The organism is uncultured Tateyamaria sp. (assembly GCF_947503385.1).
Taxonomy (GTDB): domain Bacteria; phylum Pseudomonadota; class Alphaproteobacteria; order Rhodobacterales; family Rhodobacteraceae; genus Tateyamaria.
The window spans coordinates 44876-60568 of sequence record NZ_CANNDO010000002.1 but is presented as its reverse complement, the minus strand read 5'-3'; the positions used below and the strand labels follow the sequence as shown (position 1 = coordinate 60568).

Annotated in this window: 15 protein-coding genes; 11 read left to right on the top strand and 4 right to left on the bottom strand. The window is 62.1% G+C overall.

What is annotated here, in order from left to right; genetic code table 11:
• Window positions 1–173 precede the first annotated feature (173 nt).
• Complete coding sequence (locus tag Q1A85_RS06130; RefSeq protein WP_299686466.1) at window positions 174–1250, top strand: PA0069 family radical SAM protein; 1077 nt, start codon at window positions 174–176, stop codon at window positions 1248–1250.
• Here Q1A85_RS06130 and bmt read toward each other — a convergent pair.
• The 3 genes from bmt to Q1A85_RS06115 all read right to left on the bottom strand — a co-directional run bounded on the left by bmt (window position 1247) and on the right by Q1A85_RS06115 (window position 4662).
• Complete coding sequence (gene bmt / locus Q1A85_RS06125) at window positions 1247–2260, bottom strand: betaine--homocysteine S-methyltransferase (RefSeq protein WP_299686464.1); 1014 nt, start codon at window positions 2258–2260, stop codon at window positions 1247–1249. The two genes, Q1A85_RS06130 and bmt, sit on opposite strands and share 4 nt — an antisense overlap.
• A gap of 33 nt (window positions 2261–2293) precedes the next feature.
• Window positions 2294–4192, bottom strand: a complete 1899-nt coding sequence (locus tag Q1A85_RS06120) for a phosphatidylglycerol lysyltransferase domain-containing protein (protein ID WP_299686462.1) — start codon at window positions 4190–4192, stop codon at window positions 2294–2296.
• A 152-nt stretch (window positions 4193–4344) separates the two neighbouring features.
• Entirely contained in the window at window positions 4345–4662 is a 318-nt protein-coding gene (locus tag Q1A85_RS06115; protein WP_299686460.1) for a DUF1476 domain-containing protein, read from the bottom strand.
• Between the two features lie 171 nt (window positions 4663–4833).
• Between Q1A85_RS06115 and purC the strand changes: the two genes are divergently transcribed.
• The 9 genes from purC (at window position 4834) to Q1A85_RS06070 (ending at window position 14607) form a co-directional block, all read left to right on the top strand.
• On the top strand, window positions 4834–5595 hold the full coding sequence (purC, locus tag Q1A85_RS06110; RefSeq protein ID WP_299686458.1) for a phosphoribosylaminoimidazolesuccinocarboxamide synthase: 762 nt from the start codon (window positions 4834–4836) through the stop codon (window positions 5593–5595).
• A gap of 54 nt (window positions 5596–5649) precedes the next feature.
• Window positions 5650–5880, top strand: coding sequence for a phosphoribosylformylglycinamidine synthase subunit PurS (gene purS / locus Q1A85_RS06105; protein ID WP_299686456.1), 231 nt, complete (start codon window positions 5650–5652; stop codon window positions 5878–5880).
• Window positions 5877–6545: a phosphoribosylformylglycinamidine synthase subunit PurQ gene (gene purQ / locus Q1A85_RS06100; RefSeq protein WP_299686454.1), complete on the top strand. Its 669-nt coding sequence runs from the start codon at window positions 5877–5879 to the stop codon at window positions 6543–6545. The genes purS and purQ overlap by 4 nt, the downstream gene beginning before the upstream one ends.
• A gap of 37 nt (window positions 6546–6582) precedes the next feature.
• Window positions 6583–8367, top strand: coding sequence for an ATP-binding protein (locus tag Q1A85_RS06095; RefSeq protein ID WP_299686452.1), 1785 nt, complete (start codon window positions 6583–6585; stop codon window positions 8365–8367).
• Between the two features lie 17 nt (window positions 8368–8384).
• A complete protein-coding gene (locus tag Q1A85_RS06090) occupies window positions 8385–9719 on the top strand; it encodes a sigma-54 dependent transcriptional regulator (RefSeq protein ID WP_299686451.1) in 1335 nt (444 codons plus the stop codon).
• 56 nt (window positions 9720–9775) lie between these two features.
• Complete coding sequence (locus tag Q1A85_RS06085; RefSeq protein WP_299686449.1) at window positions 9776–10504, top strand: HAD family phosphatase; 729 nt, start codon at window positions 9776–9778, stop codon at window positions 10502–10504.
• Between the two features lie 118 nt (window positions 10505–10622).
• Window positions 10623–11129: a hypothetical protein gene (locus Q1A85_RS06080; protein WP_299686447.1), complete on the top strand. Its 507-nt coding sequence runs from the start codon at window positions 10623–10625 to the stop codon at window positions 11127–11129.
• Window positions 11130–11301: 172 nt separating this feature from the next.
• Window positions 11302–11538, top strand: a complete 237-nt coding sequence (locus Q1A85_RS06075; RefSeq protein WP_299686445.1) for a hypothetical protein — start codon at window positions 11302–11304, stop codon at window positions 11536–11538.
• Between the two features lie 420 nt (window positions 11539–11958).
• Complete coding sequence (locus Q1A85_RS06070) at window positions 11959–14607, top strand: Rne/Rng family ribonuclease (protein ID WP_299686443.1); 2649 nt, start codon at window positions 11959–11961, stop codon at window positions 14605–14607.
• A gap of 4 nt (window positions 14608–14611) precedes the next feature.
• Here Q1A85_RS06070 and Q1A85_RS06065 read toward each other — a convergent pair whose 3' ends face one another.
• On the bottom strand, window positions 14612–14839 hold the full coding sequence (locus Q1A85_RS06065) for a sulfurtransferase TusA family protein (protein ID WP_299686441.1): 228 nt from the start codon (window positions 14837–14839) through the stop codon (window positions 14612–14614).
• Window positions 14840–14932: 93 nt separating this feature from the next.
• Between Q1A85_RS06065 and Q1A85_RS06060 the strand changes: the two genes are divergently transcribed.
• On the top strand, window positions 14933–15685 hold the full coding sequence (locus Q1A85_RS06060) for a cytochrome c biogenesis protein CcdA (RefSeq protein ID WP_299686439.1): 753 nt from the start codon (window positions 14933–14935) through the stop codon (window positions 15683–15685).
• Window positions 15686–15693: the final 8 nt, after the last annotated feature.

Here is a 15693-nt window from a genome sequence, read left to right as displayed (position 1 = left end):
GCCGTTTGTTTCCGGGGTTATCGGGCAGATTGTCGCGGTGCGACTGTCCGAATTGCGACATGGCCCGCACCAAGGGCGACGCGGCGTGTCACTTTCGTATGCCACGGCATGTTAAGGCGGGGTATGGGCAGTCTATAGTGGCGTATGTTCACGATGTGTTCTATTGTCGCGCCATGGAACAGGACCTTCGGACTCAGCTGGCGCGCGGGCGTGGGGCGGTGAGCAACGCCGACAGCCGCTACAGCACCGTGACGCGCCATGGTGACAGCGACGGGTGGGACCGGGACGAGGAACAGCCGATTTTGCGCACCCAAGTAAGTGTTGAGCGTCCGCGCAGCGCGATCACTTACAACAGGTCGCCGGATTTGCCTTTTGACCGTTCGATCAACCCGTATCGTGGATGCGAGCATGGCTGCGTCTACTGTTTCGCGCGTCCGACACATGCCTATCTGGGCTTGTCGCCGGGGCTTGATTTTGAAACGCGGCTGGTGGCGCGGCCCGGCATCGACGCGGTGCTGCGCAAGGAACTGGGGCGCAAAACCTACACTGTGGCACCTATGGCCATCGGGACGAACACCGACCCCTATCAGCCGGTCGAGAAAGAGCATGGGATCATGCGCGCCTGTCTTGAGGTGTTGGCGGACTGTGGGCATCCGGTCGCGATTGTGACCAAGGGCACGCTGATCGAGCGGGACTTGGACATTTTGGGCGCGATGGCGCGGCGCGGGCTGGTGCGGGTGGGCGTGTCGGTCACAACGCTGGATGCGGATTTGTGCCGCCGGATGGAGCCGCGCGCACCGTCGCCCGAACGCCGGTTGCGCATGATCGAACGGTTGAGTGCGGCCGGAGTGCCGGTGCGCATCATGGCCTCGCCCATGGTGCCGGCGCTGACCGATCCCGAGCTTGAGGCGATCCTTGCCGCAGGCAAGGCGGTTGGTGCGCGCACGGCAAGCTGGATCATGCTGCGCCTGCCGCAGGAGGTGTCGCCGCTCTGGCAGGAATGGCTGGCCGCGCATTATCCTGACCGTGCGGGTCGGGTCATGTCCAAACTGCGCGAGATGCACGGCGGCAAGGATTACGATGCCCGCTGGGGGCATCGGATGCGGGGCACGGGCAGCTATGCAGAGATGGTGGCGCATCGGTTCAATCTGGCTGTCAAACGGTTGGGGCTGCGAACTGAGGCGCCGCCGATGCGGACCGATCTGTTCTTGCCGCCCGTTCCCCCGTCCGATCAGCTCAGCCTGTTCTAGGCCGCGCGGCGGCCGCGGCGTTTGCGCGCCGGAGGCGTGTCGTCGCCGGTGCCATCGCTGGCAGAGCTGAAGGGGCCAAGTGCCGCCACAATCTCGTCCAATGTCGGCGCGGGGCCTTTGGCGCGGGTGTCGAGCGCGGCGCGCATCTTGCGCAGATGATCCGGCGTTGTACCGCAGCACCCGCCGATGATCCGTGCTCCGCAATTGCGCGCCAGTTCGGCATAGTCAGCCATCAGGTCGGGCGTACCATCGTAGTGGATGTGGCCGTCGTGAAACTTGGGGATGCCTGCGTTGCCCTTGGCGATGATGGGCAGTTCGGTTCCGGTGGCGGCAAAGCCCAAGACCGTGCGCAACAGGTCCGATGCGCCGGTGCCGCAATTGGCACCAAAGGCGAGCGGCGGGTTGGGCAGGGTCGCGGCTTGGCTGGCAAGATCAGTGCTGGTGACACCCATCATGGTGCGCCCTGCGGTATCGAAACTCATGGTGCCGACCCAATCCAGCCCTGCCAGCGCAAAGCCTTCGGCGGCGGCTGCAAACTCTTCGGGGGCCGAAATCGTCTCGACCCAGCCGACATCGGCACCACCCGCCTTGAGACCGGCAGCGGTCTCGTGGAACATCTCGACTGCGTGCGCGTGGCTGAGCGCGCCGACGGGTTCCATGATCTCGCCCGTGGGACCGACCGATCCCGCAACGATCACGGTGCGCGGCGCTTTGTCGGCCACATTGCGCCCGATCTCGGCGGCAGCCTTGCTCAACTCAAATGCCCGGTGGCCTGCGTCGTGCAGTTTAAGCCGTGACGCATTCGCACCAAAGGAATTGGTCAGGAAAATGTCGCTGCCCGCGTCCACTGCGCCTTGGTAGAGCGCGACGATCTTGTCCGGCGCATCGGTGTTCCACAGTTCGGGCGCATCGCCTGCTTCGAGCCCCATGGCAAACAGGTTGGTGCCCGTGGCCCCATCCGCCAGCAACGTGCCGCGTTCATTGAGCAGGGAGAGCAGGGGATTGGACATGAGACGCCTCTTTGATGTCAGGGTTGGGGTGTCTCATGCCGCGCGATGTGAAGCCACTTCATAATTCTCATCTAAATCATGAGCTGCGTTTGTGGTGGCAGTTGTGACGGGACCGGGAAACTGGATGGTGCGCAAGATGTCGGCCAACCCGATGAACAGCCCATAAGGCGTCGTCGATGCCGCGTAGCGGGGCCGCCAGACCGGGCCAAAGTTGGATTTGAACTGCCGCAATCCAACCCCACCCGCGACCTGTACAAACTGCATCATCGCCCATCGCCAAAAAGCGGAGCCGGGGTCGGGGCAGGCGGGGGTTGCCGCCAGACAGAACCGCTTGGCCCCTTGCGCCTGCGCGGCTTCGATTGCGGCATGGACGAGCGCGTGCATGGTCCCGTCAGGCGCGTCATCGGTGTGCCGCATCAGGTCAAGACACCATTCATCGCGCGCCATGTGCGCCGTGACAAAGGCGACGCATCGCGTGTTGATCCGCGCCACCGCAACCCATTGATCCACCATGTAGTTCGGGCAATAGCGTCCCATGCTGCCACCGCGTGCCCGACCATGTTGGTCCTGCCAATGTGCGTCGATATAGGCGAGATCCTTGTGCGGCAGCGGTTGGTCGACGCACAGTTCCACACCCACGCGGTCGGCTGCGCGCAGCTTGCGCCGCAAGGTACGACGCTCGGGCGTGTTCACGTCGAACCTGTCCAGCGGAACAATTGCGTCATCTGCAATGTGCAACACGGACCAGCCCGCGCGCCGGGCGGTGGCCGCCAGCCGCGCACCGCCCTTGTAAACCATCGGAATCGCGGCGGTGTCGCGCGCCCGTTCCATCAACATGCCAAGGCCGTGCTCCACCTTGCCGGACAGGGGATCGGCCACAAGCGTCATGGTCTGGCCCGTTGGCCACAGTGCCAGAGAGGTGTTGCCAAAGTCATGCAGCGCGCCCCCGTTTTGGCGCACAACGCCCACTTCGCTGCGTGGCGCCGTGGCGATAGAGGACCGGAGGAACGGGCGCCGGGGCCTTGCATCGTGGAACGGACGTATCAAGGCCAGTGCCGCAAGGCCCGCCGGTATGGCGTAATACACAATGCGGTAGCCAAGGATCGCGGTCAGCGCGACGTCGATCCCGACACCGGGCAGGATGGACAGCATGATCACCTCGAACGGACCGAGCCCGCCGGGTGTGTTCGACAGAAGGGCGGCCCCCATCGCAATCAGGAACACAGGATAGAACGTGGCAAAGCCGACCGTACCCGCAGGCAGCATCACGTAGAGCGCGCCAGCAGCGGCCAATGTGTCCACAAAGGCCCAGAACAGTATCCCACCGCTCAATCGCCATCCCGGCAAGCGCAGGCGCAGGCTCCGAATGCGCAGTTCGGGACAGAAGAACAAAGCGATCATGCCAATATAGGCGCAGGCGCAACCCAGCGCGGCCACCCATTTGGCCCATGTCGGCGCAGGCAGGACGAGGCTCACCACGCTTGTCACCACAACCCATGCAATGATGAAAGAGATGGAGACGAAAACGGAAAGCCTGAAGGCTTTGACCGGCCCCAATGCGGGCATCATGCGCCAGCGTGCCAACGCGCCGGTGAACAGGCCAAACCCAAGTGCCTGACCAACAGCGATGGCGATGCTGCCGGTCCAGCGGGCGTTGCGTTCCGGCAAGCCGGTGCGCAAAAAGCGGTGCGCGAGAACGTCGTAACGCCCCACACTGTAGAGGCTGAGCGTTGTCAAAACGGCTGCGCACAGCCATTGCCATGGGGCGATATCCCCAAGCCGTTCAGGCAGTGACAAAAGCAATTCGACGCTTAGCTTTTGCGACAGAACCCAGCCGCAAAACAATAAAATCGCCGCCGGTACAATGGCACGCGCAGCACGTCTGGCCCAAATCTGAGGCGCAGTCTGCGCCGTGAACCCGTTACCAACCACGCCTGCGCCCCTTTGACCCCCCTTGACCCGAGCCTCACTCTAGGACGCTGAAATGACCGATGCGTTAAGTGATCAATTTGAGCAATTAAAAACGCGCACAGCCGGAACCATGCGCGTTTGGGCAGTTGAATTTGGCCAGTCAAAATATTGATTTAGCTGGTTTCCTTCATGAGTTGGCTCTTGGCTTCGACCATCAGCGCCGCCATTTTGGCGCGGATTGTCGCCTCGTCCGCCAACGATCCCAGATCGCCCGACACTTTGCGATAGACATCTTCGTCACCGGCCTCTTCAAAATCAGACTTGACCACTTCTTTGGCATAATCAGCGGCATCGTCGCCGGATTTGCCCATCAATTCTGCCGCCCACAGGCCCAACAGCTTGTTGCGGCGCGCGTCAGCCTTGAACTGCATTTCCGCGTCATGGGCGTACTTGTTCTCAAACGCGTTTTCGCGGTCATCAAAGGTGCTCATCAGGTCTCTCCCCGGGGATTGCGTTGCACCAGATATGCGAGCCTGTGCGGATGCGCGCAACCCCTTTGATGCGCATCAGCACGCCCATCGCTTGCGGCATATGACCCGATTGCTTATGAGAGCCTCACTGTCGGGCAGATTCAGCAGCGCTGCCCCAGCGAAAGGACGCCCATGGCGCGACGCAAAAAGATTTACGAAGGCAAAGCCAAGATCCTCTATGAAGGTCCCGAACCGGGCACCATCGTGCAGTACTTCAAGGATGACGCCACCGCCTTCAATGCGCAGAAAAAGGACGTGATCGAAGGCAAGGGCGTGCTCAATAACCGCCTGAGCGAATTCTTTATGACCGGTCTGAACCAGATCGGCGTGCCGACGCATTTCCTGAAACGCCTGAACATGCGCGAGCAACTGGTGCGGTCCTGCGAGATCATCCCCCTTGAGGTGATCGTGCGGAACTATGCCGCTGGCACAATGAGCCAGCGACTGGGCATCGATGAGGGCACGCAATTGCCACGACCTATCGTCGAATATTGTTACAAGGACGACAACCTTGGCGATCCGCTGGTGACCGAAGAGCACATCGCCGCTTTTGGCTGGGCCAGCCAGCAGGACATGGATGACATCGTCAGCCTTGCACTGCGAGTGAACGATTTTCTCAGCGGCGTGATGATGGCTGTCGGTATCCGGTTGGTCGATTTCAAGATCGAGATCGGACGGGTCTACGACGGCGATTTCATGCGCCTGATCGTGGCGGATGAGATCAGCCCTGACAGTTGCCGGCTGTGGGACATCGAAACGGGCGAAAAGCTCGACAAAGATGTGTTCCGACGCGATCTGGGCAATCTGGCGGATGCGTATACCGAAGTGGCGCGCCGTCTGGGCGTGATGCCAATGAACGCGCAGCCGGTGACCAAACCGACCCTCATCAATTGAGGCGACGTGGCTTTTGAGTATTTGGAAAGAGAAGAAGCGGGGGACCGGGACAGGATGAAGGCGACGGTACATGTGATTCTGAAGAATGGCGTGCTGGACCCACAAGGGGAAGCGGTGCGTCATGCGCTTGGTGCATCGGGGTTCGCGGGCGTGAACGGGGTGCGGCAGGGCAAGGTCATCGAGCTTGATCTGGCCGATGGCACCACCGAGGCGCAGGTGACGGAGATGTGCGAAAAGCTGCTCGCCAATACGGTCATCGAAAGCTACCGGATCGATATGTCATGAAGGCGGCGGTGATCGTCTTTCCGGGATCGAATTGCGACCGGGATCTTGCGGTGGCGTTCCGGGCTGCGGGTGCGGATGTGGACATGGTCTGGCACAAGGACACCGCCTTGCCTGACAATGTGGACATAGTCGGCGTTCCAGGCGGGTTTTCCTTTGGCGATTACCTGCGCTGCGGTGCGATTGCGGCCAATGCGCCGATTGTTGGGGCGCTCAGGGCCCATGCGGACCGCGGCGGTTACGTGCTGGGCATCTGCAACGGATTTCAGGTGCTGACGGAGACCGGATTGCTGCCCGGTGCGCTGTTGCGCAATGCCGGGCTGAAATATGTCTGCAAAACCGTTGGCTTGCGTGTTGAGACGTCGCAAAGCGCCTTTTCCGAAGGCTACAATGCCGGCGACGTGGTCGATATTCCCATCGCGCATCATGATGGCAACTATTTCGCGGACACGGCAACGCTTGACCGGCTTGAGGGCGAGGACCGGGTGGTGTTCCGCTACACCGACAATCCAAACGGGTCGCAACGCGATATCGCGGGCATCCTGTCGGACAACCGGCGCATCCTTGGGATGATGCCGCACCCGGAACGGGCGGCGGATGCCGGGCATGGAGGCACGGACGGTACGGCGCTCTTTCGCGCATTGGCGGGGCAGTTGACCTCCGCGTGACTTGAGCGGGCGGCGGCGGCGTCGTAGATTGGCCGCCATGGCGCGTGACACGAAACAGGCGGGGGCACCCGCGCGGACACGGACGATCAGTTGGCGCGCGCGTCTTGCGCTGCTGGTGTTCGCAGGCACGGCCATTGCCACCGTCTTTTTTACCAACATGCTGCTAACCGACCGGTTTACGGAAACGACCCGCAACCGGGCTGAACTGCGGCTTGCGCTCTATTCCGGCAACCTGTTGAGCGAGCTGCGGCAAAGCGCGGTTGTCCCGCAGCTTTTGGCCCGTGACCCCACATTGATCGGCGCGTTGAATTCGTCGGATTTCGCACAGTCTACCGCGCGCCTGATTTCCTTTGTCGAAGAGATTGGCGCGGCCAACCTGATGCTGCTGGACGTTGAGGGGCGGGTCGTTGCCGCCACAGACCGCAATGTGCTGGGCACCAACCACCGCGGCACGGCGTTCTTTTTCGAAGCCTTGCGTGCCACGGACACGATTTTCACCACGTCGCAGCGCGAGAGCGGCGGCTATGCCTTTGTATACTCACGCAGGATCGTTGCGGGGGGCGATGTGCTGGGCGTCATCGTGGTCGAAGTGGATTTGCAGAAGTTTGAGCGGGCATGGGCCGGGATATCGGCGGCTGTGCTTGTGACAGACAGCACCGGCGAAATCATTTTGGCAACGGAGCCGCGCTGGCGTGGTCGCACCGAAGAGGATGCGCTGGCCGCGCAACCGGCGCAAAGTGCCATCGAACGCGCCATCCGTGCCACGGCGGATTGGACGGCTTTGCCGCCTGACGCTTATCTGCAGGGCGAAGGGGTTATGCGGCTGGAGACGCGCATTCCGTTTCGGGGTTGGCGCATGACGTCGTTCACGACCTACGCGTCGGTGCGTGAGCGGGTGAATGGGGTTCTGGCGATGGAAATCATGGGATTCGCACTGCTTCTGGCGCTGGCGTTTTATGCAATGAGCCGCCGGTCGGCCCTGCGGCTGGCGCTCTTTGCACGCGAGTCGGCAGAGCTTCGCCGCCTGAACACGCAGTTGCAGCGAGAAGTCGCCGAACGGATGCGTGTGCAAGAGGACCTCGCCGTGGCCGAACAGACGTTGCAGCAGTCGTCGAAACTGGCTGCTCTGGGTGAGATGTCGGCGGCGGTCAGTCACGAGTTGAACCAGCCGCTTGCGGCGATGAAGACCTACCTCGCCGGCGCGCGTCTGCTGTTGCGGCGCAACCGGCCCGAAGAGGCGCTGGTCAGCTTTGGCCGGATCGATGATCTGATCGAGCGGATGGGGGCGATCACGCGGCAGCTAAAATCCTATGCTCGCAAGGGACAGGACGAGTTGAGCCCTGTAAACATGGGTGATGCGCTGGCCTCATCCCTGTCGATGATGGAGCCGCAGCTGCGTCAGCGGCGGGTTTTGATCAACCGGATTGTGCCGCCCACGCCGATGATGGTGCTGGGCGACCGGCTGCGCATCGAACAGGTGATGGTGAACCTGTTGCGCAATGCCATCGACGCCACCAAATCGGTGAGTGAGCCGCAGGTGGATATCATCCTGTCAGCCGGTGAAACGGTGACGCTGACCGTGCGCGACAACGGTCCGGGCATCGAGGATCTCGATGCGCTCTTTGAGCCGTTTTACACAACCAAGCAACCCGGCGACGGGGTGGGGCTGGGCCTTGCCATTTCGTCGGGCATTGTGAACGATTTGGGAGGACGGCTCACCGCGCGCAACGGACAAGCGGGCGGTGCCGTCTTTGAGATGCAGTTGCCGGTGCTCGACGATGGGGCGAGTGCCGACAAGAACAAGATCGCCGCGGCCCAATGAGACCGGAGGGAAGACATATGACCCAAGCCATGAAGATTGCCATCGTGGATGACGAACAGGACATGCGCCAATCGATCAGCCAGTGGCTGGCGCTGTCCGGCTACGACACTGAAACCTTTGCCAGCGCCGAGGATGCGCTCAAGGTGCTGGGGCCGGAATATCCCGGCATTGTCATCTCGGACATCAAGATGCCGGGTATGGACGGGATGCAGTTCCTGAAAAAGCTGATGGGCAATGACAGTGCGCTGCCGGTGATCATGATCACAGGGCACGGCGACGTGCCCATGGCGGTCGAGGCAATGCGCGTGGGCGCGTTCGATTTCCTTGAAAAACCGTTCAACCCCGACCGGATGAGCGATCTGGCCAAGAAGGCCACGGTTGCGCGCCGTCTGACGATGGACAACCGCGCCTTGCGCCGCGAGCTGTCAGATGGTGGTCAGCTGATGAAAAAGCTGATCGGCAACGCACCTGTGATGGAGCGTCTGCGCGAGGATATCTTGGATCTGGGGCAAGCCGACGGTCACGTCCTGATCGACGGTGAGACAGGCACAGGCAAGACGCTGGTCGCCCATGCCCTGCACGCCGTGGGCAGCCGCGCTGGCAAGAAATTCGTGCTGATCTCGTGTTCCGCATGGGAGGAGGAAGCGCTGACCAAGCGGCTCTTTGGCCCGATGCTGCCCGAGGACGGTCAACTGCCTGCGGTCGAAGAGGCGCGGGGCGGCACGCTGGTGCTTGAGGATATCGAGGCGCTGAGCGAGAGCTTGCAAGCGCGCCTTTTGTCGGTGATCAACGAACAGGGCACGCCCGCCGAGACGCGCATTGTCGCCATTTGCAACATGCAGGAGGCGGGCAAGACCTGCGAAGACGCGCTGCGGCCTGATCTGTTCTACCGTCTGGCCGCTTTGAAAATCACTGTCCCGCCGCTCCGCCAGCGGGGCGAGGATATTCTGACGCTGTTCACCCGGCTCAGCGACCAGTTTGCAGACGAATATGGCTGCGAAGCGCCCAAGGTGTCCGCGCAGGAGGCCGCACAGCTGTTACAAGCCCCTTGGCCGGGAAACGTGCGCCAGCTGATCAACATTGCGGAACGGGCCGTACTGCAATCGCGCCGTGGCACCGGGTCTATCGCGTCACTGCTGATGTCGGACCACGAGGAAATGCAGCCGGTGATGACCACCGAAGGCAAGCCGCTCAAGGAATATGTCGAGGCGTTCGAACGGATGCTGATCGACAACACGATGCGCCGCCACAAGGGTTCCATCGCGTCCGTCATGGAAGAGCTGTGCCTGCCGCGGCGGACCCTGAACGAAAAGATGGCCAAATACGGGCTGCAACGCGCGGACTACCTGTAACGGGCTGTCACAAAAGCTGATTGGCGCGGGGCTGGTTTCGGCCCCGCACACCTGCCATGCCTGCGGCACAAGCAACGGGGCAGGGCAGTTACATGGCACATTACACCTCACCACCGGCGGCGTATCTGTTCGATATGGACGGGCTCTTGCTCGACACCGAGCGGGTCTGCCTTGACGCTTTTGTCCCGCTGGCTGCGGCGCGGGGGCATGATGCGGAGGATGCCCACGCCTTCTTTCTTACCTTGATTGGCTCGTCCGAGGCGATGACACAGGACCGCGTCACCGATCTGATGGGCAGCACGCAAGAGGGCGCGCGGTTTCTGTCGGAATGGCGTGACGTGGTGCAGCACAAACTGTCAACGCATGTGCCCCTGCGTCCGACTGTATCCAAAACGCTTGCAGGGCTGCGTGCGCAGGGCGCGCGCATGGCGGTTGTGACGTCAACGCGTGGGGACGCCGCGCGGCACCATCTGCATGTGGCGGGCTTGATCGCATGTTTCGAGACTGTGATTGGCGGCGACGAAGTACACGCGAACAAGCCCGATCCCGCGCCCTATTTGCAAGCGGCTGCTGCGCTGGACGTGGACCCGACACATTGCGCGGCCTTTGAAGACAGCGACCGGGGCATCATGGCGGCAGTGCGCGCGGGGTGTCGCGCGGTGCAGATACCCGACCTGCGCGCCCCCGATCTGGCGCTGCCCGACTTGGGCCAGCACATCGCCCATGACCTGTGGACAGCGGCCCATCTGGTGAGCGACGCCGCATCCCGACTGTCCGCCGACTGAGGGTCTGCTGCAATGGGTTTTTGGCTCCGCCCTCCAAGCCCTGACAAAGAGTTGCGGGGGCGAATCACTCATATCGTCTTGCCATCAATACACGCGGGGCCATGCCCGCATCGCGGCAGTGAGAGCAGGTATTGACGCAACCAAGACGCCTTTGGGCGTGGTCGCGATGGTGTACCGCGGCTATTTCATCCTCGAGCGGTGGTACAACGACTGTGCCGGGATGCTGGGGCCCGAAAACCTCTACATCTTCAGTCGCGGTCTGGACCCAAGACATGACGCGATTGCCAAAGGTGCCAACGTGATCCACATCCCGCGGAACGAAACCAAGTTCCGTTTCGAACGGCGGCGCTGGAACATGATGAGCCAGTTCGTTTCGGGCATGTTGACGAATTACAACTCGATGATCCTGAGCGATATGGATGAGTTCGTCGTGGCGGACCCGGAGGTGTCTCCGAACCTCGTCGATCATCTGCAAACGTATATTTGGGATGCCGACACGGCGCCAGTGAACATTGCACCACTGTGCCTTGACCCGATCCATTCTCCCCGCGACGAACCACATTCCATTGGCGCGTCACACACGATCCTGTCGCGGCGGCGCACCTTTGGCCCGAAACGCAGATAGTCCAAACCGAACCTCGTGCGCAAACCGGCGAAATTCACCCCCGGCAGCCATGCCAACACTCTGGGCGAACGGCACCTGCTGGATCATCTTTAGATGCTGCATCTCAAGCATTTCGACCGGTTCATGTTAAATGGCCGGGTGGAAGCGCGCGCGCCGCAAGCCGCCCTGATGCATGACGCTATCGACCGGCACACGTGCGTCGGAAAAACGCACATTGCTTTGGGCGCAGGAACATCAGCGTATCGTGAATCCGTTTGAATATGTGGGCGAGGACATCGCCCTGCCTGCGGTGCGCGAAACCATGCGCGCCCAGACTAGGGATACGCCCGGGCTGTTCAATTATGGTGTGCACGCCGGGGCCCGCAAGAAACTGTATCGCATCCGCGAACGCTGTGCCGTCGTGGTCTGACGGGGCTGCTGCGCCAAGATTGGCGTCTTGCATCGCCGCCAATCGCGATTGGCCATTGTCTTTGCGCCTGCATTGCCCTTATCTAGTCCAATGGGCAGGCGACGCGCATTCGCGTCGCAGCCTGTATGAGTTTCGCTGACGAGGCGTGAAAACCCTCTTCAGACCGATTGGGCCAGCAATGGCCATGAGATGCTGACGCAGGCCGAGGTCTGGCGCAGCGCGTAGAATGGATGCGGACGGCCCGAGGGCCGGTGCGCATCGGAGAAGAACCGCGATGACGCGCGTGAGGACAGGATTGATCCCAGCAGGAGGCCCGACCGGCTCTCCCTGCCGCGCGTCCCATATCGCTCAAACAAGACACATCCACCGCACGCTGGCCCCTCCGGGGGCGCGGCGCAGGTGCGTGTGCAATGGACTTTCATGCCTAAGAAAATGCTTATCGATGCCACCCACGCGGAAGAGACCCGCGTCGTGGTGGTGGACGGAAACAAGGTCGAGGAGTTTGACTTTGAATCCGAAAACAAGCGCCAGCTTGCTGGCAACATCTATCTCGCAAAAGTAACCCGGGTCGAGCCGTCGCTACAGGCGGCCTTTGTCGACTATGGCGGCAATCGCCACGGCTTCCTTGCGTTCTCGGAAATCCATCCCGATTACTACCAGATCCCCGTCGCCGACCGTGAAGCCCTGATGGAGGAAGAGCGCGCCTACGCCGAAGCGCAAAAGGCCCGCGACGAAGAAGAGGACAAGCCCAAGCCCAAGCGCCGCCGCTCGTCCCGTTCCAAGGCGGCCAAGGCCGACACCGGGGATGCGACCACCTCCAAGGACATCGAGGGGATGGAAACCATCGACCTCGAAGAGGCCGAAGTCCCCGAGGACGAAGCCGCGTCGCCCATGGAGACCGTCAAGGAGACCCCCGTCGAAACGCCCAGTGCCGATGAGGCCGAGGAGCAAAGCGACGAGGCGACCTCCGCCGACCAAGCGGATGACGATGACGCGTCCGAGGGGAAGGCGGCCGATGCCGCGTCCAAGGACGACAGCATCGAATCCGTCGCCGATGAGGACGATCAGGAAGACATCCGCCCGCCGCGCAAACCTCGTCCGCGCCGCTACAAGATCCAAGAAGTCATCAAGGTCCGTCAGATCCTGCTCGTGCAGGTCGTCAAGGAAGAGCGCGGCAACAAAGGCGCGGCTCTGACCACGTACCTGTCCCTCGCGGGTCGCTACTGCGTCCTGATGCCTAACACCGCACGTGGTGGCGGCATCAGCCGCAAGATCACCAACGCCGCCGACCGCAAGAAGCTCAAGGAAATCGCGGGCGAGATCGAGGTGCCGCAAGGTGCCGGTCTGATCGTGCGCACCGCCGGGGCCAAGCGGACCAAGGCCGAGATCAAGCGCGATTACGAATACCTGCAACGGCTCTGGGAACAAATCCGCGAGTTGACGCTGAAGTCGATCGCACCGGCCAAGATTTACGAGGAAGGCGACCTGATCAAACGGTCGATCCGCGACCTCTACAACCGCGAGATTGACGAAGTGTTCGTCGAAGGCGAGCGCGGTTACCGCATCGCCAAGGACTTCATGAAGATGATCATGCCGTCCCACGCCAAGAACGTGAAACTCTACGGCGAGAGCCTGCCGCTCTTTGCGCGCTATCAGGTCGAAACCTATCTGGGCGGCATGTTCAACCCGACGGTGCAGCTGAAATCAGGTGGCTACATCGTGATCGGTATCACCGAGGCACTGGTCGCCATCGACGTGAACTCAGGTCGGTCGACCAAGGAAGGGTCGATTGAGGAAACCGCGCTCAAGACCAACCTCGAAGCCGCCGAAGAAGTGGCGCGCCAGTTGCGTCTGCGAGACCTTGCGGGGCTGATCGTCATCGACTTTATCGACATGGACGAGCGCAAGAACAACGCCGCCGTGGAAAAGCGCATGAAGGACCGTCTCAAGACGGACCGTGCGCGCATTCAGGTGGGCCGCATCTCGGGCTTTGGTCTGATGGAGATGTCGCGACAGCGCCTGCGCCCCGGCATGATCGAGGCGACGACGCAGCCCTGTCAGGCGTGCCATGGCACGGGCCTGATCCGGTCGGACGACAACCTTGCGCTGTCGATCCTGCGCCAGATCGAAGAGGAAGGCACGCGCCGCCGCTCGCGCGAGGTGCTGGTGAAATGCCCCGTCGGCATCGCCAACTTCCTGATGAACCAGAAGCGCGAGCACATCGCGCAGATCGAGGCCCGCTATGGCCTGTCGGTCCGGGTCGAGGGTGAGCCGCATCTGGTCAGCCCCGACTTTGCGCTCGAAAAATTCAAGACCGCAACCCGGGTGGTCAAGGCCGTCGAGGCGCCTGTTGTCTCGGTGGACACGTCGATCATGGATGAGGTGGACGAAGCCGAAGCAGAAGTCGATGACGCCCCCGCGGCACCCGGTGCCGACACCCCGTCCGAAGATGGCGAGACCAAGCCCAAGCGCCGCCGTCGGCGCCGTCGTCGGCGGAGCAAGTCCGGCAGCGGTGAAAACGGTGATGGCTCGCAGGACAATGGCGATACCGCCAACACCGATGCTGCGTCCGAAGACGGGCCGGCAGACACAACAGCCGAGCCAGCGGAACAACCCGACGCCGAAGCAGAGGCCGAAGCAACGCCGGACGCCGAAGAGGCCAAGCCCAAGCGCCGCTCCAGCCGGAGCCGGTCGACGGCAAAGTCGAAAACCGAAGCCAAGGCCGAGGACAGCGCCGCATCGTCCGAACCTGAAGCCGCAGAGGCACCAGCGGAGGAGACCGCAGAGCCCGAAGAAAAGCCTGCGCGCAAAACGCCCACACGGACACGCAGCACACGTTCGCGTTCCACCAAGGCCAAAGCGGACGACGCCAAAGAAGCCCCGGCAGAGGATGCAGAGGCCGCAGCGGACCCGGCACCCGAACCGCAACCTGAACCCGTGGCAGAGCCTGAGCCCACGCCGGAGCCCGTGGCCGCCGCCGCCGCACCGGACCCCGTGGCCGAAGCCCCGGCACCCGACGAACCGGCCAAGCCAAAACGGCGCGGCTGGTGGTCACTGGGCGGCAAGTAAGGGCCTAGCCCTTGCGGATCACGTAAACATGCACGGGGCCGTCCAGATCGCTTGAGACAAGCGTATGGCCGGCCTCGGCGCAAAAATGCGGGATGTCGACGATTGCGGCAGGATCATCTGCCTGAACGGTGATCTCGTCCCCCGACGACAACGCGGCCAGACGCTTGCGCGCCTTGAGTACGGGCAGGGGGCACAGCAGGCCCACAGCATCAAGCATATGTGGATCGGTCATAGTTGCCATTTAGGCGCGATGTTTCAGCATGTCCACGCACATGTGACTGCGTGCCCCCGTGACGCCGGGCGTGCGGTTGGTTAGGTGGGTTTCATGTTCGGAATTGACATCATCGACGCGAGCCTGCTGCCTGCCATGAGCGTGGCCTTGCTGGCGGGCATCATCAGCTTTCTCAGCCCATGCGTGCTGCCTATTGTGCCGCCTTATCTTGCGTATATGTCGGGCATGAGCGTGGGCGAGATATCCGAAGACGGGCGCGGGCGCAGCCGGGCCACGATTGCGGCGCTGTTCTTTGTCCTTGGCCTGTCGACAGTCTTTATCATCCTTGGCTTTGCCGCGTCCGCCTTTGGCGCGTTTTTCTTGCAGAACCAGGTGCTATTTGCGCAGATTTCCGGCGCTGTGATCATCGTTTTTGGCCTGCATTTCCTTGGTGTCTTCCGCATCTCGTTTCTTGATCGCGAGGCGCGGATGGATGCGGGGGATCAGGGCGGGTCGTCTTTTGGCGCATATATCCTTGGCCTTGCCTTTGCTTTTGGCTGGACGCCCTGTATCGGACCGCAACTGGGCGCGATCCTGACACTTGCCGCGTCTGAGGCGTCCGTGACACGCGGCACGGTCCTGCTGGGCATTTATGCAGCCGGTCTTGGGATACCGTTCCTGCTGGCGGCGATGTTCATGAGCCGTGCCATGGGGTTCATGAACCGGATAAAACGCCACATGGTCCTGATCGAAAGGGTGATGGGAGGACTTTTGGTTCTGGTGGGGCTGGCGATGCTGACCGGACTGTTCACGTGGTTCTCCTTTTGGCTGCTGGAGCAGTTTCCGGCCTTGGCCACGCTGGGGTGATCGGTTTC

What these genes read in the sequence shown, in the direction of transcription:
- Q1A85_RS06130 (WP_299686466.1), top strand. Translation starts at nt 174, where the DNA reads ATGGAACAGGACCTTCGGACTCAGCTGGCGCGCGGGCGTGGGGCGGTG.
- bmt (WP_299686464.1), bottom strand. Translation starts at nt 2,260, where the DNA reads ATGTCCAATCCCCTGCTCTCCCTGCTCAATGAACGCGGCACGTTGCTG.
- Q1A85_RS06115 (WP_299686460.1), bottom strand. Translation starts at nt 4,662, where the DNA reads ATGAGCACCTTTGATGACCGCGAAAACGCGTTTGAGAACAAGTACGCC.
- purC (WP_299686458.1), top strand. Translation starts at nt 4,834, where the DNA reads ATGGCGCGACGCAAAAAGATTTACGAAGGCAAAGCCAAGATCCTCTAT.
- purS (WP_299686456.1), top strand. Translation starts at nt 5,650, where the DNA reads ATGAAGGCGACGGTACATGTGATTCTGAAGAATGGCGTGCTGGACCCA.
- purQ (WP_299686454.1), top strand. Translation starts at nt 5,877, where the DNA reads ATGAAGGCGGCGGTGATCGTCTTTCCGGGATCGAATTGCGACCGGGAT.
- Q1A85_RS06095 (WP_299686452.1), top strand. Translation starts at nt 6,583, where the DNA reads ATGGCGCGTGACACGAAACAGGCGGGGGCACCCGCGCGGACACGGACG.
- Q1A85_RS06090 (WP_299686451.1), top strand. Translation starts at nt 8,385, where the DNA reads ATGACCCAAGCCATGAAGATTGCCATCGTGGATGACGAACAGGACATG.
- Q1A85_RS06085 (WP_299686449.1), top strand. Translation starts at nt 9,776, where the DNA reads ATGCCTGCGGCACAAGCAACGGGGCAGGGCAGTTACATGGCACATTAC.
- Q1A85_RS06075 (WP_299686445.1), top strand. Translation starts at nt 11,302, where the DNA reads ATGACGCTATCGACCGGCACACGTGCGTCGGAAAAACGCACATTGCTT.
- Q1A85_RS06070 (WP_299686443.1), top strand. Translation starts at nt 11,959, where the DNA reads ATGCCTAAGAAAATGCTTATCGATGCCACCCACGCGGAAGAGACCCGC.
- Q1A85_RS06065 (WP_299686441.1), bottom strand. Translation starts at nt 14,839, where the DNA reads ATGACCGATCCACATATGCTTGATGCTGTGGGCCTGCTGTGCCCCCTG.
- Q1A85_RS06060 (WP_299686439.1), top strand. Translation starts at nt 14,933, where the DNA reads ATGTTCGGAATTGACATCATCGACGCGAGCCTGCTGCCTGCCATGAGC.